Consider the following 21136-nt stretch of genomic DNA (forward strand, 5'->3'; position numbering starts at 1 on the left):
TAACATGGCAGAATATTTAAGTGTTTCTACACTTACAAAATATATAAAATATAAATTTGATCAAGACCCTCATTTACAATCTGTGTTGATTAAAGGAGAACTTTCTAATTTTAAAAAACATAGTAGTGGGCATCTCTATTTTAACGTCAAAGACAATAATAGTGTTATTAGCGCCATGATGTTTAAAGGCAACGCTTCGAAAATTGATTTTGACCCTAAAGAAGGTGACGAGGTACTTTTAGAAGCACGTGTGTCAGTATATGAACGTCGTGGGAACTATCAAATTTATGTCAATAAAATGCATTTAGATGGTGTTGGTAATCTATATCAAAGATTAGAACAGCTGAAGAAGAAACTTACTAAAGATGGTTATTTTGATCAAAGTAACAAGAAATCTATACCTAAGTTTCCCAAGAAGATTGCAGTGTTAACAGCAGGCACAGGTGCAGCCATTAGAGATATTCACACTACAATCAACAGTAGATATCCTTTAGCAGAACAAATTCAAATCAATACGCTAGTACAAGGTGAACAAGCGAAAAACGATATTATAAAAAACATACAACATGCTGATGACATGGGTGTAGATACTATAATTATTGGACGAGGCGGAGGTTCTATTGAGGACTTATGGAACTTTAATGAAGAGGATGTAGTTAAAGCAATATACGCATGTACTACACCTATTATTTCAGCAGTTGGTCATGAAACAGATTTTACGCTTAGTGATTTTGTTGCAGATATTCGTGCAGCTACACCTACACAAGCAGCGGTTATGGCTACGCCAGATCAATTTGAATTACGTCAATACTTAAAACAAACCAATTTGTCGCTTACTCGTTTTATAAAACAACATTTACAGCAACAAAGAAAGCATTTAGAACATGTATCATCGTATTATAAATTTCAAACGCCAACATTATTATATGATCAACAGATTCAAAAACGAGATGATTTAGAAAAGCAACTTAACCTGTCGATGAATTTAGTAATCAAAAATAATCAACAGCAATTACAATTATTGTTAAATAAGTTTAACCTTAAAGGTTTTAAACAAAATATAAATAGAGAACAACTAACAAATGCTCAAAAGCGTGATGATTTAAATAAAGTTATGAATAATTTTATTCAAAATCAAAAAAATAATCTAGCTAGAAAATTAGAAAGTCTTAATAATTTGAGTCCGACAAATACGATGTTGCGTGGTTATACAATCGTTAACAAGGATGACGATGTTATTACAAGTACTAGTGATTTAGCTGAGAACGACAACATAGTATTAACAATGAAAGATGGCGTTGTTGATGCTCAAGTTAAGAAGGTAAGGTGTAATGATGAGTAATAGTAATACACAAAGTTTCGAGGAAATGATGAAAGAGTTAGAAAATATAGTGCAAAAACTTGATAACGAAAATGTATCATTAGAAGAATCTCTGAACTTATATCAACGTGGTATGAAATTATCAGCAACTTGCGATGAAACGTTAAAAGACGCTGAAAAGAAAGTCAACGAATTAATGGCAGATGAGCATACTGATAATAATGACGATGGCGTGAAGGAAGATACTGAAAATGAATAAAAAGATGGAAAACTTAACAGCGGAAGTTAACCAACTATTATCCGAGACGATCCCGAATTCAGATTTAAACACAAATTTAGAAGAAAGTATGCGGTACTCATTAGAAGCTGGTGGTAAGCGAATTAGACCAGTGTTATTACTATTAACTTTAGAGATGTTATCTAGTGATTATAAAGCCGGACTTTCTTCGGCACTTGGTTTAGAAATGATTCATACCTATTCTTTAATACACGATGATTTACCACCGATGGATAATGATGATTATCGCAGAGGCAAGCTTACAAATCATAAAGTGTTTGGTGAGTGGAAAGCAATCTTAGCTGGCGACGCACTTCTAACCAAAGCATTTGATATGATTGTTAATGATGAAGCAGTTGATGATACTGCTAAAATCAAGTTAATTAAACGTTTAGCTTTTGCTAGTGGTCATTTGGGTATGGTTGGAGGTCAAACTCTTGATATGCAAAGTGAAGGCGAAGGTGCAAAAGTTAATATCGACACACTAGAACAAATTCACAACGCTAAAACAGGTGCGTTACTTAAATTTGCAGTGATGGCTGCAGTAGATATTGCTAAGCCAGAACAAAGTGTTGCTAATGCATTAGAATCATTTAGCGAGCATTTAGGATTAATGTTTCAAATCAAAGATGATTTGTTAGATGTATATGGTGACGAAGCGAAATTAGGTAAAGCTGTAGGCAGCGATATTGATAATGATAAAAGTACATATGTATCACTATTAGGACAACAAGGTGCCGAAGATAAAATGACATATCATACACAAGAAGCCTACGAATGTCTAAATCAATTACCAGATCAGTACAATACAGAAAATTTGACTTATATTATTGAGTTATTTAACAATCGCGAATCTTAATACATTCTTGTAGAGGGCGAGAATACGAAATCACTTATCTAATTTTGATTTCTGTTCCCGCTCTCTTTTTATTATGAAAAATGTACAATATACACTTCAAAGATTAGGTCATTAAACTTTATTTTGAAAACAAGGACGATTTTTATTTATTAGAAATCACATACTATTCAATAATTATTCATCGCATTCATAATATTCACCATGATTTAGCAATCATTCAAATATACTTCAAGTTATGATTTTACCTTTGATATGCAGAGTTATCGTTTTCACATAAGTAAAATTCCAACTATCTTTAGTAGTAGTATTTATATGCATGTGTTAAAATAAATGTATAAATATTCGTTTATAGAGGTGCTATACATGGCTAAAAAATCAGTAAGACATATTAAAATTAGAGAAATAATTTCAAACGAAAAAATCGAAACACAAGATGAATTAGTAAAAAGATTAAATGAGTATGAATTAAACGTCACTCAAGCTACAGTTTCCAGAGATATCAAAGAATTACAATTAATTAAAGTCCCCACGCCAACAGGACAATATGTTTATAGTTTGCCTAATGATAGAAAATATCATCCTCTTGAAAAACTAGGCCGTTATTTAATGGATTCATTTGTAAATATAGATGGCACAGGTAACTTATTAGTTCTAAAGACATTACCAGGAAATGCTCAATCAATCGGTGCAATCTTAGATCAAATTGATTGGGAGGAAGTTTTAGGTACTATTTGTGGTGATGATACTTGCTTAATTATCTGTAGAGATGAGTTAGCAAGTGAAAAAATCAAAACGCGCATCTTTAATTTATTATAAGTGTAAGGAAGTGTTTAAAAGGATGCTACAGACTTTATCTATTAAACAATTCGCTATCATTGATGAACTAGAAGTTCACTTTGGTGATGGATTAACAGTGTTAAGTGGTGAAACTGGCGCAGGTAAATCAATTATTATCGATGCCATTGGACAACTGATTGGTATGCGCGCATCATCAAATTATGTGAGACATGGTGAGAAGAAAGCTATTATTGAAGGTATATTTGATATTGATGAAAGTAAAGAAGCCATTTCGATACTTGAAGCTTTAGACATCGACATAGATGAAGATTTTTTATTAGTTAAAAGAGAAATTTTCAGCACAGGTAAAAGTATTTGTAGGGTTAATAATCAAATAGTTACATTGCAAGATTTACGTAAAATTATGCAAGAGTTGTTAGATATCCACGGGCAACATGAAACACAAACTTTATTAAAGCAAAAATATCATCTACAATTACTCGACAACTATGCTGAAAATCAATACAAAAATTTACTTGAACAATACGTTACCACTTATGATCAATATAAAGCTAAAAAGAAAGAACTTGAAGATTTAGAATCTGCCGATCAAGCCTTATTACAACGCCTAGATTTACTTAAATTCCAGTTTGAAGAAATACAAGAAGCAAACTTGGTCGACGGTGAAGTTTCTCAACTCGAATCAGACATAAAGCGGATACAAAATTCAGAAAATCTAAGTTTAGCTTTAAATAATGCTCATCTTACTTTAACAGATGAGCATGCTATTACAGATCGCTTATATGAATTGAGCAATCAATTGCAATCAATAAGTGAAATATTACCAGAAAAATATGACACGCTTAAAGAAGAGGTCGATCAATTTTACTATACTTTAGAAGATGCTAAACATCAGTTGTATGATGAATTGACCAATACTGAATTTGATGAGCACTACTTAAATGAACTTGAAGCTAGAATGAATGTCCTGAATGATTTGAAAAGAAAATATGGCAAAGATATTACTGAATTAATTAAATATCAAGATAAATTAGAAAATGAAATTAATAAAATCGAAAACTACGAAGAAAGCACTTCACAGTTAAGACATGAAATTGAAAGATTATATGAAGATGTAATCAAACTAGGTACAGAATTATCCCGTGAACGTAGAATTGTGGCACAAACTCTGCGTGATCATATCGTGGATGAAATTCAAAATTTACAAATGAAAGATGCTAATTTAGAAATTTCATTTAAACCTTTAGATGTTCCAAATCGAGAAGGCATTGAATTTGTAGAATTTTTAATCAGCCCTAATAAGGGAGAACCGCTTAAAAGTTTAAATAAAATTGCATCTGGTGGGGAATTATCACGTATAATGCTTGCCCTTAAAACCATTTTCGTTAAAACACGAGGACAAACTGCAATATTATTCGATGAGGTGGATTCTGGAGTTTCTGGACAAGCAGCACAAAAAATGGCTGAAAAAATGAAAGGATTAGCTAAGCATATTCAAGTAATTTGTATCTCCCATTTGCCACAAGTAGCATCAATGAGCGATCATCATCTGTTTATCAGTAAAGATTCAGTAAATGACCGTACTACAACACACGTCCAAGAGCTTTCAGGCTCAGAACGTATAGATGAAATAGCAAGAATGATTTCAGGAGCTAGTGTAACTGATATCACACGTCAAAATGCTAAAGAAATGATAGAACAAAATCAACATGCCTAACGATGTACATTTTCAATAATTATTTTTAGTATTATCAAACATAGTCACTTCATAAAATGAGAAAGGTGTTGATTTTTTTATGCAATATCAACATTTAATTGATTCTTCATATTATTTAAAAGGTAATGTTGCTATTTTATATGCAAATGATGAAAAAATGTTATCCGTTATCATGAAAGCACTCGTTTTGACAGAGATTGATGTATATTTATATGACACACAAGATCCAACAGAGATAATTCGCTCATTCGATATGGATCCGCAACTACTCAATAGAATTCATATTCTTAATTTTAGTAACGACAATGAACTCTTTAAACAATGTGCTGATGATTTGTCTTCTGGTAAAGTATCAGTCTTAGTTAAAGGTAATTTGATGTCATCAACCTTATTATCCTTTGTACTGAGTAATAAAAATTTTATTGCTAAGCATAGTTTCTTAAATCATGTTGCATGTTTTAACGTGCCAAATTATCATAAAACATTAATGTTAAGTGATGTAGCATTAAATATTAATCCTTCTGTTGAAGAAAAGAAACAAATTATTAATAATTTAACTGAATTTTCTAAAGCACTTGGCTATAATCAGTTTAAAGTTGGTATTCTTTCATCCGTTGAAAAGCCTACTAAGAAAATCTTGTCATCTACAGATGCTGAAAAGCTCAAGAACATATTTAGTAGAGCGACGTCTGATTATTTATATGTTGACGGTCCATTAGCTTTCGATAACGCAATTAATATGGAAAGTGTTATTAAAAAAAATATCAAGTCACACGTAGCAGGCGATGTAGATGCATTATTGGTACCACATATAGATGTTGGCAATGCACTATACAAATCTTTCACTTATTTTGCAGGTGCGCGAGTAGCTAGTTTAGTCTTAGGAGCAAAATTCCCGATTGCATTGACTTCAAGGGCGGACACGAAACAAAATAAACTAGATTCCTTATTATTAGCGTTGAAAATATTAAATTAATTGCGGAATGTAATAAGTTACTCAAAACATTTAATTATAAGAGCTGTAACTATCTCAAATATCTTAATAGAATAATTTTTATTTAGCAAATTTCTTTACATTCCCAACTTATAAAATCAATTTTGGAAATAGGTTATTAATTTTATAATGTAAGAAATTGATGTAATATATAAGTAGATAATATAATTTATAAATACAATTACTCAGCTAGTGGTACATAGTATCCAACTATTTATCATAATTGATTTTAAGTAATGAGGCTTAACATACAAAAGTTATGTTATTTTTCAAGAAGAAGGTGCAACAATGACTAGAATTCTAGTTTTAAATTTAGGTAGTACATCATCAAAAATTGCAGTATATAAAGCACATCAGTGTATGTGGTATGACACGATTCGACATGATATCCAACTTACTAACATACCATTATTAGAACAAAAGCCACTAAGACTTAAAGAGATTATATACTCATTAAATCTTACATCAGATTATACAAATAAAAATTTTGATGCGATTGCATGTAGGGGTGGATTGCTAAAGCCAATGCAAGGTGGCGTTTATCATATAAATAATGAAATGTATGAGGACCTTAAAGCATTTAAATATGGTGTACACGCATCTAACCTGAGTGGTATGATTGGTTATGAATTAGGAATAGAGATGAATATTCCCGCTTTTATAATCGATCCAGTCGTTGTTGACGAATTATCCGATATTGCAAAAGTTACAGGTTTAAAGAATATTAAACGTCGTAGTATATTTCATGCATTAAATCAAAAGGCTGTTGCTAGATTATATGCATCCTCTATTCAACAAGCATACGAAGATGTAAATGTTATCGTTGCACATATGGGTGGTGGTATAACGATTGGTGCACATAAAAACGGACAAGTAGTAGATGTAAACGATGGATTGTTAGGAGAAGGCCCTTTTAGTCCAGAGCGTGCCGGTTCTATACCCAATGACCAACTCTATGAATTTGGATACAAACATAATTTCACACCTGAAGAGATGAATCACTTTTTAAGTAAAAAAGGTGGTTTCATTAGTATGTTCAAAACAAATGATTTAAAATTATTATCGGATAAATATGATTCAAACTCCGAAGTCAAATTAGCGTTTGATGCATTAGCATATCAAGTTTCTAATGCTATTGGAGCTCGGTCAATTATTTTCCGCGGACAGGTAGATCAAATTATTTTAACGGGCGGTTTAAGCTACAATAAGTTATTAGTACAAAAAATAATATCATTCGTTGATTGGATTGCGCCTGTAACAATTTATCCAGGAGAAAAAGAAATGGATACATTGGCATTACGTACATCAAACGTACTAGACGGAAAAGAAAAGGTTAAAGCTTATAGTTAGGAGTATTAATATGTCAGAAGAAAAATATGATTTAGTCATTCTTGGTGGAGGTACTGCGGGTTATGTATCTGCAATAAGAGCTTCACAATTAGGAAAGAAAGTTGCGCTAGTAGAAAAATCGTTACTAGGTGGAACTTGTTTACATAAAGGATGCATTCCGACAAAAGCATTGTTAAAATCTGCAGAAGTTATGCGTACAATTACAAACGCAACTAATTTTGGTGTGGATGTTGATGGATTTAAATTAAATTTTGCGCGAATACAAGAAAGAAAAAACGAAGTAGTAAGCCAAATGTTTAGCGGTGTTAACCATTTAATGAAGCATAACAGTATCGATGTATTTAATGGGACAGGCAGGATATTAGGTCCTTCCATATTTTCGCCACAAAGTGGTACGATTTCTGTAGAATACGAAGATGGTGAATCTGAATTAATCCCTAATAATAACGTTCTTATAACTACAGGATCACAACCTATGTCATTACCTTTTTTACCGTTTGACCATAAAGTTGTGCTGTCCAGTGATGATATCTTGCAAATGGAACAATTGCCAAATAACCTAGCTATTATTGGTGGTGGTGTTATCGGTTTAGAATTTGCTTCACTGATGACTGATTTTGGCGTCGATGTAACTGTAATTGAAGCTGGCTCACGTATTTTACCTACTGAAAGTAAAATGATTGCCAAAACTTTAAGAAATGAATTAACTGATAGAGGTGTCACATTTTATGAAAATACACAATTATCTGAGTCTGATATAACAGTCGACGAAGATCATATTAATATCACATTAAATGACGAAATACTACAATTTGAAAAATCATTGATTTCTATTGGCAGACTGCCTAATACCGAAGATATTGGATTAAATAATACAAAGATACAATTAACAGATAAAAAGCATATCAGTGTTAATGAATATCAGCAAACTGATGATAAACATATCTATGCAGCGGGCGATTGCATCGGTAATTTACAATTGGCACATGTTGGCTCTAAAGAAGGCATTATTGCAATTGAACATATGTTTGATCAGTCACCACTTCCAATTGATTACAATAAAATGCCGAAATGCGTTTATACTCAACCTGAAGTGGCAAGTATTGGGCTGAATATGGACCAAGCTAAATCTGAAAACATTAAAGCAAAAGCAGTTAAAGTACCTTTCAAAGCGATTGGTAAAGCAGTTATTGAAAACACCACTAATCAAAGTGGCTTTTGTGAAGTTATAATCGATCAAGAACAAGATACTGTGTTAGGACTTAATATGATCGGTCCTCATGTCACAGAATTAATTAACGAAGTGTCACTATTCCAATTTATGAATGGTTCAACTTTAGAACTCGGCCTAACAACACATGCACATCCATCACTATCTGAAGTGTTGATGGAATTAGGGTTGAAGGTTGAGAACAGATCGATTCACGTTTAATTTAGGAGGAAATAAGATGTTTGATTATAAATCAGTTGGACTAGAAGAGTCTGATTTAAAAGCAATGTATAAATGGATGGATTTAGGGCGTAAAATAGATGAACGTATGTGGCTATTAAACCGTGCAGGTAAAATCCCGTTTGTTATAAGTTGTCAAGGACAGGAAGCTACTCAAATAGGTATGGCGTATGCTATGCAAGAAGGAGATATTTCTTCACCTTATTATAGAGATTTAGCGTTTGTTACCTATATGGGTATGACAGCTTTAGACTCAATGTTAGCAGCATTTGGTAAACGTGATGATATTAGTTCAGGTGGAAAGCAAATGCCATCTCATTTTAGTAAACGTGAAAAAGGAATTTTATCTCAAAGTTCACCAGTTGGTACACAAATTGTACATGGTGTCGGGGCAGCATTAGCGTTGAAAATGGATAATAAACCAAATATTGCTATGGCTACAGTTGGTGAAGGTAGTTCTAACCAAGGTGATTTTCACGAAGGATTAAACTTTGCAGGCGTACATAAACTACCATTTGTTTGTGTAATTGAAAATAATAAATATGCTATTTCTGTTCCAGATTCGCTACAATATGGTGCTGAAAAATTGTCAGACCGTGCTATTGGTTACGGTATGCATGGTGAACATGTAGACGGCAACGATCCAATTGCAATGTATAAAGTTATGAAAGAGGCTAGAGACCGCGCATTAAATGGTGGAGGTTCTACATTGATTGAAGCCATGTGTACAAGATTGACAGCCCACTCTTCAGATGATGATGATAAATATCGTACGAAAGAAGAACGTGAAGAGTTGAAATCATTAGACTGTAATCTTAAATTCAAAACATTTCTTCTTGACGAAGGCATTATAAATGAACAATGGTTAGAAAAAGTTGAAAGTGAACATAAAGAAATTGTAAACCAAGCAACTAAAGAAGCCGAAAAAGCACCTTATCCGTCTCCAGAAGAAACATATACACATGTTTATGAAGAAGGGAGTTTAGACAATGCCTAAATTAAGTTACTTAGAAGCAATCCAACAAGGACTCGACCAAGCAATGGAAAAGGACGACGATGTATTTGTATTAGGTGAAGACGTCGGTAAAAAAGGTGGCGTATTTGGTGTCACTTTAGGTTTACAACAAAAATATGGTGAAGCACGTGTTTTAGATACTCCGCTAGCAGAGTCTAACATCGTAGGCACTAGTATTGGCGCAGCAATGTTAGGTAAACGTCCTGTAGCAGAAATACAATTTGCCGAATATATTCTACCTGCAACAAATCAAATCATGAGTGAAGCAGCTAAAATGAGATACCGTTCAAATAATGATTTTCATTGTCCAATTACGATTCGCTCTCCATTTGGAGGCGGCATTCACGGTGCACTTTATCACTCTCAAAGCGTGGAATCTGTATTTGCAAATACACCAGGACTCACAATTGTTATTCCATCCACGCCATATGATGCGAAAGGCTTATTATTAGCTTCAATCGAATCAAATGACCCAGTATTATATTTCGAACATAAAAAAGCTTATCGCTTACTTAAAGAAGAAGTGCCGGAATCGTATTATACAGTGCCAATTGGAAAAGCTGATGTTAAGCGTGAAGGCGACGATATTACTGTATTTACTTATGGCCTATGTGTAAATTATTGTATTCAAGCAGCCGATATGCTCTCAGAAGATGGCATTAATATAGAAGTTGTTGATTTACGTACAGTATACCCATTAGATAAACAAACAATTATCGAAAGAGCAAAACTAACAGGTAAAGTTTTATTAGTTACCGAAGATAATTTAGAAGGTAGTGTTATGTCTGAAGTAGCTGCTATAATTGCAGAAAACTGTCTGTTCGACTTAGATGCCCCAATAATGAGACTCGCAGGTCCTGATGTTCCAGCGATGCCATTTGCACCAACACTCGAAGACGAGTTTATGATTAATCCAGATAAAATAAAAATTAAAATGCGTGAACTCGCAGAATTCTAAGGAGGCACAAACATGGAAATAAAAATGCCTAAACTCGGTGAAAGTGTTCATGAAGGAACTATAGAACAGTGGCTTGTCTCAGTAGGGGATAAAGTTGAAGAATATGATCCATTATGTGAAGTAATTACAGATAAAGTCACTGCAGAAGTACCTTCTTCTTATGCAGGTACAATTACTGAAATAAAAGTTGAAGAAGGCGATACTATAGCTGTAGATGAAATTATTTGTCTATTAGATACTGGTGACGAACAAAATGAAACTGAACAAGAACAATCGACTAATAATCAATCTGAAGATGTCAAAAAAGAGTTACAAAACAAGCAGTCAACAAGTGATAATAACATCCAAAATGATTCAGTTTCAACTACTGCTAATACTAATGCAGATGGACCTAAAAACAATGGCCGTTATTCACCAGTCGTGTTCAAATTAGCATCTGAAAACCAAATTGACTTAGATCAAGTTGTAGGCACAGGCTTTGAAGGGCGTGTAACAAAGAAAGATATAGAGAAAGTTATTAAAGAAGGTATCAGCAAAGCACCTTCTACAATTGTAGCGCCCAAAGATTCTCCTAAAGTCTCACAACAATCAGCGTATAATGATCCATCACCAGGTTCATCAATACCAGTTAATGGCGTACGTAAACAAATAGCTCAAAATATGGTGAACAGTGTTAACGAAATTCCCCATGCTTGGATGATGGTAGAAGCAGATGCAACTAACTTAGTTAAAACACGTAATTATCATAAGAATAGCTTTAAAGAAAGTGAAGGCTATAACCTTACATTCTTTGCATTTTTCGTTAAAGCAGTTGCTGAAGGATTAAAAGCTTATCCTTTATTAAATAGTAGTTGGCAAGATTCTGAGATAGTGATGCATAAAGATGTTAATATCTCTATAGCAGTTGCAGACGAAGATAAATTATACGTGCCTGTAATTAAAAATGCTGATGAAAAGTCAATTAAAGGTATCGCTCGAGAAATTAACGAATTAGCGCAAAAAGCACGTAACAAGAAATTACGCTCAGAAGATATGCAAGGTGGTACGTTTACCGTAAATAATACAGGTACGTTTGGCTCAGTATCTTCTATGGGTATAATTAATCATCCTCAAGCAGCAATACTGCAGATTGAATCTGTGATTAAAAAACCAGTAGTTATTGATGATATGATTGCAATACGAAACATGGTTAACTTATGTATTTCTATCGACCATCGTATCTTAGATGGCTTACAAGCAGGTAGATTTATGAACTTCGTAAAAACACGTATCGAACAATATTCAATTGAGCATACAAGTATCTACTAATTAACTTACAACTCAATAAAGTTGATAATATTTTAGGCTGAGACACAAAATATATGTCTCAGCCTAAAATATTATATTATTAATGTAGTGTTTTGACTTTCAATAATAAGCTACAAATTAATTTTATTAGAAATATAAATAACGCAAAAATTGAAAATGAGTTTTCGAATCTTTTAAAAAATTTAAATATAAATTTTAAACAAGAAGAAGTAATCTATAAGTAATCTAATAACTTCCATTTTGCTATATAACTTATGTTTAAAAAGCAAATATTCTTGAAAGTTTATTGAATAATGTGTACACATGTTGAACAATTGAATATATATTAGTAGAATGAAGGTATCAACTTGAAATGAAAGGTGAATTATTATGGACTTAAACTTTGATTTATATATGACAGATGTAGTTAATCAAGCACGTAATGAAATAGAAGAAGCAGGTTACGAGCAATTAACATCTGCAGAAGAAGTAGATAATGTTTTAAAACAAGAGGGAACAACATTAGTAATGGTCAACTCTGTTTGTGGATGTGCAGGTGGTATTGCAAGACCAGCAGCCGCACATGCATTGCACTATGATAAATTACCAAATCGTCTTGTTACTGTGTTTGCTGGTCAAGATAAAGAAGCTACACAACAAGCTAGAGACTATTTTGAAGGTTTTGCTCCATCAAGTCCATCGTTCGCCTTAGTCAAAGATGGTAAAGTCACAGAAATGATTGAAAGGCACCAAATCGAAGGTCATGATGTGATGGATGTGATTAATCAATTACAAAACTTATTCGACACTTATTGTGACGAAAAATAGAGGTCTTATTAGATGATGAGTTTAAATCCATATCGGATCGGATTTAGAACAATTAAGACTGCAGTTGGAATGGCGCTAGGAATCATAATTGCTAAATTAATGGGTTTAGATAATTTTGCTTCCAGTGCCATTTTAGTTGTTTTGTGCATCAAACATACTAAAGTGCATTCACTACAAGCAATTGTTTCTCGTTTTGTATCATGTCTTATGGTTCTAATTCTAGGTTCTGTTGCTTTTAGTATGTTAGGGCAAAGCGCGATTGTTTTAGGTCTAATTGTACTGTTTTTTATACCGTTAACAGTAGTATTTAAAGTGCAAGAAGGCGTTGTAACCAGTTGTGTCATTTTATTACATGTTTTCAATGCGTCAGCCATTGATTTAAAATTGTTTTACAATGAGATTCTGCTTTTAATCGTAGGTCTGGGTATTGCATTCTTAATGAACGTTATTATGCCTAGTTTAGATAGTAATTTAAAACATTATAAACAAGAAATCGAACAACAATTCACTTATATTTTTGAGCAGTTTAGCAATACATGTATAAAGCCAAATAATAATGTGAATATAGCTTTTGAGGAATTAAAATATACAATTCGCAAAGCAAAATCTATCGCTTTTAGAGATGTTAAAAATCATTTTGTTAGAAATGAAAATTCTTATTACCATTATTTTGATATGCGTGAGGAACAATTAGAGCTTTTACGCCGTATGTCTGTAATCATTGAAAATATTGAGACCAAAGACTGTTTATTGTCTAAAATATCTAATTTGTTTGCAGAAGTAGCTACCAATGTTAATAGCAATGATTACACTGTGTTGCGACTGCACTCATTATATGAAATAAGGTTAGAATTAAATGAATTAGAATTGCCAACTTCGCATGAAGGATTTAGAACGCGTGCAAATCTATTTCAATTATTGAATGAATTAGAAGCATATTTAGCTGTTAAATCGCAATTTGGCTCATTACGTCTACACAGCGATCAAAAATCTGCAGCAACATAAAAAGCTCACACATTGTATGAGATCGGTTTGAGTTTATATGCTCAGCCTTGTACTCATATTATGTGTGAGCTTCGTTTATTTTAAGAGATTGATATACAACATTTAAACTTACATTTAATTAATGATTAATTCACTAGTGGAACGACACTTGTTAATATCAATGCAAGTACAACAGCTACTAACATTACTACGATAATAACTCTCAATACTTTATTATTGTTCAACGTATATTCCTCCAAATCATTGAAAATAGGATTAACCTGTATCTTTTCATTTATAACACTTAACCAACTAACTATATTCAAATTTAAATTAGTTTTATATTGCCATTATAGCATATGATCAGTCTGAGCAAAGAGTCATATTAGTTTTACTACTACATATATTTCGTTAAACTAAACTAAGAGCCACATAAATATAAGAATGGGGAATTATAAATGATAAATAAACAACGTCTTATTGATACTTTCTTAGAATTAGTACAAATCAATTCTGAGAGCGGTAAGGAACAAGCCATACAACAATTCCTTAAATCCAAATTTGAAACTTTAGGCGTTATTGTAAAAGAAGATAACGCAAGCAGTAATGAAAATTTGGGAGCTAATAATTTAGTTTGCACATTAAAAGCAACAGAAAATATGGATAATGTAGATAAAGTATATTTTACAAGTCACATGGACACAGTAACTCCAGGTGTAAATATTAAACCACAAATTAAAGATGATGGATACATATATTCTGATGGAACTACTATTCTAGGTGCTGATGATAAAGCTGGATTGGCATCTATCTTAGAACTTGTACAAACAATAAATGACAATAAATTATCACATGGTCAAATACAATTCGTTATAACAGTGGGTGAAGAATCTGGATTAGAGGGAGCAAAAGCTTTAGATCATACATTATTGGATGCTGATTACGGTTATGCAATTGATGCAAGTGTTGATGTGGGCAAGACAGTTACCCACGCTCCTACACAAATGAAAGTTAATGCAACAATATATGGGAAAACAGCACATGCAAGCACACCTAATAAGGGGATAAGTGCAATTAATATTGCAGCAAAAGCCGTAAGTGAAATGAAGTTAGGTCAAATTGATGAGTTTACAACTGCTAACATCGGCCGCTTTGAAGGGGGATCCGCTACAAATATCGTTGCAGATAAAGTTACTCTTAAAGCTGAAGCGCGATCACATTCTGAGTCAAGTATACAGGCTCAAGTGGAACATATGCAGTCTGTTTTTGAAGAAACAGCTCAAAAATACGGCTGTACTGCTGATGTTGAAATAATAAAAAGTTATCCTGGCTTTGAAATTGCAAATGATGCGCTAGTTACCAAAGTAGCTAAGTCAAGTGCTGTCGCTTTAGGATTAGCTCCTGAGACTGTGATTGCTAGCGGTGGATCAGATGGCAACATCATCAATCAATTAGGTATACCAACTGTAATTTTAGGTGTAGGTTATGAAAATATCCATACTATTGATGAACGTATGCCTGTTAGTTCATTAAACCTGTTAGCAGAACAGTTAATTAAGATTGTTGAAATAATTAGTCAGAAATCTTAAAACTGATTAAGTGAATATTCTTACGTCTTTATGATACAATATACTAGAAAACTTTAATAAGAGAGGTTAGTAATATGACACAACAAATTGGTGTAGTAGGTTTAGCCGTAATGGGTAAAAACCTAGCTTGGAATATTGAATCACGTGGATACAGCGTTTCGGTTTTTAATCGCTCATCTGCAAAAACGGATGAAATGGTTACAGAATCTGAAGGTAAAAACATACATCCAACGTACTCTATAGAGGAATTTGTTAATTCTCTAGAAAAGCCCCGCAAAATTTTATTAATGGTTAAAGCTGGACCTGCAACAGATGCAACAATTGAGAGCTTATTACCATTATTAGATAACGATGATATCTTAATTGATGGTGGTAATACGAACTATCAAGATACTATTAGACGTAATAAAGCACTTGCTGAGAGTGGTGTTAACTTTATCGGAATGGGTGTATCTGGTGGTGAAGTTGGGGCATTAACTGGTCCTTCATTAATGCCAGGCGGTCAAGAAGAAGCATTCGATAAAGTAAGTCATATTTTAGAATCAATCTCAGCCAAAGCTGATGACGGAGCTGCTTGTGTCGCTTATATTGGCCCTAACGGTGCTGGTCATTACGTAAAAATGGTCCACAATGGCATTGAATATGCAGATATGCAATTAATTGCAGAAAGTTATGCAATGATGAAAGATTTACTAGGTATGTCTCATGAAGAAATTTCAAAAACTTTTAAAGATTGGAATGCTGGCGAATTATCAAGTTATCTAATCGAAATTACTGGTGATATCTTTACTAAACTAGATGAAGGTAAAGACGAAGCTTTAGTTGAACAAATTCTAGATACTGCCGGCCAAAAAGGTACAGGTAAATGGACATCAATCAACGCTTTAGAATTAGGTATTCCACTGACAATTATTACTGAGTCAGTATTTGCTCGTTTTATTTCTTCAATAAAAGAAGAGCGTGTTAACGCTTCTAAACAATTAAATGGTCCAAGTGCTAAATTCGAAGGAAGTAAAGATGAGTTCCTTGAAAAAATTCGTAAAGCATTATATATGAGTAAAATTTGTTCATATGCACAAGGTTTCGCTCAAATGAGAAAAGCTAGTGAAGATAACGAATGGAATTTAAAACTTGGCGAATTAGCTATGATTTGGCGTGAAGGTTGTATTATTCGTGCGCAATTCCTACAAAAAATCAAAGAAGCATATGATAATGATACTGAATTACAAAACTTATTATTAGATCCATACTTCAAAGATATTGTAACGAATTATCAAGATGCATTACGTGATGTAGTCGCAACTGGTGTTCAAAACGGTGTACCAACACCTGGTTTCTCTGCAAGTATTAACTATTATGATAGTTATCGCTCAGAAAACTTACCAGCTAACTTAATCCAAGCTCAACGTGATTATTTTGGCGCACATACTTATGAGCGTAAAGATCGTGATGGCGTATTCCATACACAATGGATTGAAGATTAAGATTAACCCTTGATTTAATTTTATAAAAATGAACTACCCGTAACTAGAGACATATGTCTTTAGTTACGGGTAGTTTTTGTATCTTGTAAAACTTGATAAATTAGAAAAACAACCAATATGTGCAAACGTTTGCACATATTCTTTGACATGCTAAATAGCTTTAATTATTATAAGAGTTAGTAACATAAAGTTTGCTTTTGAAACTAAATAAAGGATGACGTTTATGGTCACAATTAAAGATATTGCACAAGCTGCAAATGTTTCAGCTTCAACTGTTTCAAGAGTCATTCGTGGTAATCCAAGAATTAGTACGCATACACGTGAAAAAGTAAAGGCAACTATGAAAGCTTTCAATTATCAACCAAATCAAGCGGCGAGAACGTTAGCAACAAAACAGTCAAATACAATTGGTATTATACAAAAGTCTGCTTCTATTGAAGATAGTCAAAACCCATTTGTTATAGATGTACTTTCAGGTATTTTTAGTGAATGTAAAAACCATGGTTATTCCACAATTTCAACTACAAATAATGAGACTATAGGAATAGAACTAGAAGTGCAGGAAATGATTCATTATCATTCTGTTGATGGATTTATAGTACTTTATTCTAAAAAGGATGATCCTATAATTGATATATTAAAGGCACATGCTATGCCGTATGTGATTATTGGTAAATCTTTAACAAATGATGGCATCATACATATAGACAATGACAATGTTAGTGCATCACAATCATTAACACGTCTATTAATTGATAAAGGACATAATAAATTTTTATTTGTAGCAGAAACTGGCGACTATGAAGTTGTAAAAGATAGAGTAGCAGGCCATCTAAAAGCTATAGAACAGGCTGGCTCACTTACAGAAATTGTATATTTTGATAAAAATCGCCAACATATTAGGTCATTTTTTCAAGAGCTCATTAAATATCGTACATTACCTACTATCGTAATTACAACCGACACGTTACTGAACCACCTGATATTGAGTGTGTTTTATGAATTAAAGTTGCATATTCCTACAGACATTCAAACAGCAACATTTAACGATTCTTATCTAAATGTATTTGCATCTCCACCACAAACAACGGTGAATATCTATCCAAAATCACTCGGTGAAGTAGCAGCTGAATCAGTTATAAACGTAATCCAAGGGCACGATATAGTAGATTTTAATAAATTAATACAAACAACAATTATTGAACGTGATTCAACGACAACAATTCAGGGGGTATAGTATGAACAAACAATGGTGGAAAGAAGCAGTAGCTTACCAAGTTTATCCGAGAAGTTTTAATGATTCTAATAATGATGGTATTGGCGATTTACCTGGTGTTATTGAAAAGTTAGATTACTTAAATGAATTAGGGATTGATGTGATATGGTTAAGCCCTATGTATAAATCCCCTAACGATGATAACGGTTATGATATTAGTGATTATACTGATATTATGGATGAATTTGGAACAATGGATGATTTTAATTCATTGCTTGAAGGTGTTCATCAACGTGGCATGAAATTGATTCTTGATCTAGTTGTTAATCATACTTCTGATGAACATCCATGGTTTATAGAATCCAAATCCAGTAAAGATAATCCTAAACGTGATTGGTATATATGGCAAGAACCAAAACCTGATGGATCAGAACCTAATAATTGGGAAAGTATATTTAATGGTTCTACATGGGAATATGATGAAATAACAGGTGAATATTACTTCCACTTATTTAGTAAAAAACAGCCAGACTTAAATTGGGACAATTCAGAGGTTCGTAAGGCTATTTTTGAAATGATGAATTGGTGGTTTGAAAAAGGAATCGATGGTTTTAGAGTAGATGCTATCACTCATATTAAGAAATCGTTTGAAGCAGGAGATTTACCTGTACCAGAAGGCAAAACTTATGCCCCTGCATTTGATGTGGATATGAACCAACCTGGAATTCAAAGTTGGTTACAAGAAATGAAAGAAAAATCATTGAGTCAGTACGATGTTATGACAGTCGGTGAAGCAAATGGTGTAAATCCGGAAAATGCAGTGGAATGGGTAGGGGAAAACGAAGGAAAGTTTAATATGATATTTCAATTTGAGCATTTAGGCTTATGGAATACTGGTGATTCTAAATTTGATGTCAAAGCCTATAAAGATGTTCTTAATAGATGGCAGAAGCAATTAGAGAATATAGGATGGAATGCATTATTTATAGAGAACCATGACCAACCTCGTCGCGTCTCTACATGGGGTGACGACCAAAGTTATTGGTATGAATCAGCTACAAGCCATGCTATTGTTTATTTCTTACAACAAGGTACGCCATTTATTTACCAAGGACAAGAAATTGGTATGACAAACTATCCTTTTGAAAGTGTAGAAACCTTCAATGATGTTGCAGTAATTAACGAATATAATATTGTTAAATCACAAAATGGAGATGTTTCTGCATTATTGGAAAAACATAAAATGGAAAACAGGGATAATTCAAGAACACCAATGCAATGGAATGACCAAACAAATGGTGGTTTTTCAGAACATACTCCTTGGTTTCCTGTAAACCCAAATTATAAAGCAATTAATGTTGCTAGTCAGCAACAAGATCCAAACTCAATATTAAACTTTTATAAATCATTAATTATTTTAAAAAAATCTGATGATATATACACATATGGTACATTCGACTTAGTAGATAAGAATAATGAACAAGTATTTGCTTATAGTAGAACATTAAATAATAAAAAAGTACTAATTGTAGGTAATTTAACAAATCAAACTGCTAGATTTAAATATAATGGCCCAATAAATAAGAATAATATTTTACTTCATAATTATAATGATGAAGCAATAGACATTAATGCTATAAAGCCATTTGAAGCATTTGTTGTATCTATATAATAATTAACGTTTGAGAAATGAATAGATTAATAAATGAAAGAATGGTAATAAAAAGTACAGGCTAACGACATCTAAATTTTACTAAGATATCGCCAACCTATACCAACAATAATATTTAATTATATTAAATACTGCTTCGGAATGTATTTTGAATTTAAAGTTTTACTAACTTTGAGAAACTACCAAAATATATTCATTTTTAATCTTACTGCCAGCATTTTGTTGGTAGTTTTTCATTTATGCATTTCATGATTTGCATTGATACAACAAACTTGAAATCATTCTTCGCAACGACACTATTTAAAAATCATCTGTTACATATTGTTCTTGATCGACAGGCATCCATAATTGAACTTTAGTGAATGGATCGTCAAATGAAATATCGAAAGGATAAATTTCTACATAAAGACTATTATGTTCGTACGGCAAAGTCATCTGTAAGCTAGTTTCAATATAATACCATGCTTCATTTACTACGTAATCGAGTTCTCCTTGCAAATTAAATTTTGCATATTGTCTTTCTGGTAAAAAACGACTTTCTAGATGAGCGGGGTATCTTTCACTTGGAACACCAACAAATATTTCCATACCTTCATCTAATGGACAGTTAACGACAAACAATTCATGTGGGCTAATATCATTATAGCGTTGAAGCTCAGTTATTTTCCCTTCATTTAGCAAATCGTCTAAAAAGTCTGGCACTTTAAATGGATTTTCTAAATGTTCTGAATCAACAAACTGAGCATAACCCACTAATGAAATACCTTGTGTATCCTCTAAACGATAAGCATTTGGCGGTTTTTCTGTTGTTGTAAGTTTGATATAAAGTCGAGCTTGCATCTTTAATTCATCACGCTTTGTATTTACTTGTATAGGTGAGACACCATGAAAATCGCTAAAGTCATTTGCAAAATCATTTGTGTTAGCATAATTATACTTTTTTGCAACATCTACTAATCTACTTGATCCACTGATAATTTCTTTTGCTGCCAAAGTCATTCTACGAGCTCTAGCATATTCAGTGGGGGATTGACCAACTATCATTTTAAAAGATTGATCAAGATGATAAGGTGAAAGACCAACGTAATCACTGAGTGATTGCAAATGAAAAGGCTCTAGCAAATGATCCTCAATATAAACAATTGCCTGTTGTATTTGCTTGATAACGTCCAAAACTTTCACTCCTAATTTTCAATTAACTACTGTTCACTTTTCAAACCATTTTAATGCTATATCTATATGTTTTGTATATTTACTAATTAAGTATATTCTACATCATTTTCGTTCCACTTACATCTAAAAAATAATTAATAGGGTAAAATGTAAATAACTGGTTT

Annotated in this window: 19 protein-coding genes; 17 read left to right on the forward strand and 2 right to left on the reverse strand. The window is 32.8% G+C overall.

Features of this window, described 5'->3' with window-relative positions:
* The first annotated feature begins 4 nt into the window (after positions 1-4).
* The 13 genes from xseA to ACW5YJ_RS08375 all read left to right on the forward strand — a co-directional run bounded on the left by xseA (position 5) and on the right by ACW5YJ_RS08375 (position 13859).
* Positions 5-1342, forward strand: coding sequence for an exodeoxyribonuclease VII large subunit (gene xseA / locus ACW5YJ_RS08315; RefSeq protein ID WP_017724559.1), 1338 nt, complete (start codon positions 5-7; stop codon positions 1340-1342).
* Positions 1335-1580, forward strand: coding sequence for an exodeoxyribonuclease VII small subunit (locus ACW5YJ_RS08320; RefSeq protein WP_026113588.1), 246 nt, complete (start codon positions 1335-1337; stop codon positions 1578-1580). The genes xseA and ACW5YJ_RS08320 overlap by 8 nt, the downstream gene beginning before the upstream one ends.
* A complete protein-coding gene (locus ACW5YJ_RS08325) occupies positions 1573-2457 on the forward strand; it encodes a polyprenyl synthetase family protein (RefSeq protein WP_017724557.1) in 885 nt (294 codons plus the stop codon). The genes ACW5YJ_RS08320 and ACW5YJ_RS08325 overlap by 8 nt, the downstream gene beginning before the upstream one ends.
* A 363-nt stretch (positions 2458-2820) precedes the next feature.
* Positions 2821-3273, forward strand: coding sequence for a transcriptional regulator AhrC/ArgR (gene ahrC, locus ACW5YJ_RS08330; protein WP_017724556.1), 453 nt, complete (start codon positions 2821-2823; stop codon positions 3271-3273).
* Positions 3274-3295: 22 nt separating this feature from the next.
* On the forward strand, positions 3296-4972 hold the full coding sequence (recN, locus tag ACW5YJ_RS08335) for a DNA repair protein RecN (protein ID WP_026113587.1): 1677 nt from the start codon (positions 3296-3298) through the stop codon (positions 4970-4972).
* Between the two features lie 79 nt (positions 4973-5051).
* The gene (locus tag ACW5YJ_RS08340; protein WP_171915395.1) at positions 5052-5948 is read left to right on the forward strand and encodes a phosphate acyltransferase; all 897 of its coding nucleotides are present in this window, start codon (positions 5052-5054) and stop codon (positions 5946-5948) included.
* A gap of 306 nt (positions 5949-6254) precedes the next feature.
* The gene (gene buk / locus ACW5YJ_RS08345) at positions 6255-7316 is read left to right on the forward strand and encodes a butyrate kinase (protein WP_426432664.1); all 1062 of its coding nucleotides are present in this window, start codon (positions 6255-6257) and stop codon (positions 7314-7316) included.
* A gap of 10 nt (positions 7317-7326) precedes the next feature.
* A complete protein-coding gene (lpdA, locus tag ACW5YJ_RS08350; RefSeq protein WP_017724552.1) occupies positions 7327-8748 on the forward strand; it encodes a dihydrolipoyl dehydrogenase in 1422 nt (473 codons plus the stop codon).
* 16 nt (positions 8749-8764) lie between these two features.
* Entirely contained in the window at positions 8765-9763 is a 999-nt protein-coding gene (locus tag ACW5YJ_RS08355) for a thiamine pyrophosphate-dependent dehydrogenase E1 component subunit alpha (protein ID WP_135092631.1), read from the forward strand.
* Positions 9756-10739 carry an alpha-ketoacid dehydrogenase subunit beta gene (locus ACW5YJ_RS08360; protein ID WP_017724550.1) on the forward strand — a complete coding sequence of 328 codons (984 nt, stop codon included), beginning with the start codon at positions 9756-9758 and terminating at the stop codon, positions 10737-10739. The genes ACW5YJ_RS08355 and ACW5YJ_RS08360 overlap by 8 nt, the downstream gene beginning before the upstream one ends.
* Positions 10740-10751: 12 nt before the next feature.
* Positions 10752-12047, forward strand: a complete 1296-nt coding sequence (locus ACW5YJ_RS08365; protein ID WP_017724549.1) for a dihydrolipoamide acetyltransferase family protein — start codon at positions 10752-10754, stop codon at positions 12045-12047.
* Positions 12048-12416: 369 nt separating this feature from the next.
* Entirely contained in the window at positions 12417-12854 is a 438-nt protein-coding gene (brxB, locus tag ACW5YJ_RS08370) for a bacilliredoxin BrxB (RefSeq protein ID WP_017724548.1), read from the forward strand.
* 12 nt (positions 12855-12866) lie between these two features.
* Positions 12867-13859 carry an aromatic acid exporter family protein gene (locus ACW5YJ_RS08375; RefSeq protein WP_426432663.1) on the forward strand — a complete coding sequence of 331 codons (993 nt, stop codon included), beginning with the start codon at positions 12867-12869 and terminating at the stop codon, positions 13857-13859.
* Positions 13860-13984: 125 nt separating this feature from the next.
* Here the strand turns inward: ACW5YJ_RS08375 and prli42 are convergent, their stop codons facing one another.
* A complete protein-coding gene (prli42, locus tag ACW5YJ_RS08380; RefSeq protein WP_017724546.1) occupies positions 13985-14083 on the reverse strand; it encodes a stressosome-associated protein Prli42 in 99 nt (32 codons plus the stop codon).
* 213 nt (positions 14084-14296) lie between these two features.
* On the opposite strand from prli42, the gene ACW5YJ_RS08385 reads away from it, so the two are divergent.
* The 4 genes from ACW5YJ_RS08385 to ACW5YJ_RS08400 all read left to right on the forward strand — a co-directional run bounded on the left by ACW5YJ_RS08385 (position 14297) and on the right by ACW5YJ_RS08400 (position 19799).
* Complete coding sequence (locus ACW5YJ_RS08385; protein WP_171915672.1) at positions 14297-15427, forward strand: M20/M25/M40 family metallo-hydrolase; 1131 nt, start codon at positions 14297-14299, stop codon at positions 15425-15427.
* A 74-nt stretch (positions 15428-15501) separates the two neighbouring features.
* Positions 15502-16911: an NADP-dependent phosphogluconate dehydrogenase gene (gene gndA, locus ACW5YJ_RS08390; protein WP_107551721.1), complete on the forward strand. Its 1410-nt coding sequence runs from the start codon at positions 15502-15504 to the stop codon at positions 16909-16911.
* 223 nt (positions 16912-17134) lie between these two features.
* Positions 17135-18148, forward strand: a complete 1014-nt coding sequence (locus ACW5YJ_RS08395; RefSeq protein ID WP_107551722.1) for a LacI family DNA-binding transcriptional regulator — start codon at positions 17135-17137, stop codon at positions 18146-18148.
* Position 18149: 1 nt separating this feature from the next.
* Positions 18150-19799, forward strand: a complete 1650-nt coding sequence (locus ACW5YJ_RS08400; RefSeq protein ID WP_171916485.1) for a glycoside hydrolase family 13 protein — start codon at positions 18150-18152, stop codon at positions 19797-19799.
* Between the two features lie 300 nt (positions 19800-20099).
* Here the strand turns inward: ACW5YJ_RS08400 and ACW5YJ_RS08405 are convergent, their stop codons facing one another.
* Positions 20100-20972: an AraC family transcriptional regulator gene (locus ACW5YJ_RS08405; RefSeq protein ID WP_107551970.1), complete on the reverse strand. Its 873-nt coding sequence runs from the start codon at positions 20970-20972 to the stop codon at positions 20100-20102.
* Between the last annotated feature and the right edge of the window lie 164 nt (positions 20973-21136).

The sequence above is a fragment of the Staphylococcus sp. mip270_02 genome (genome assembly GCF_054031535.1).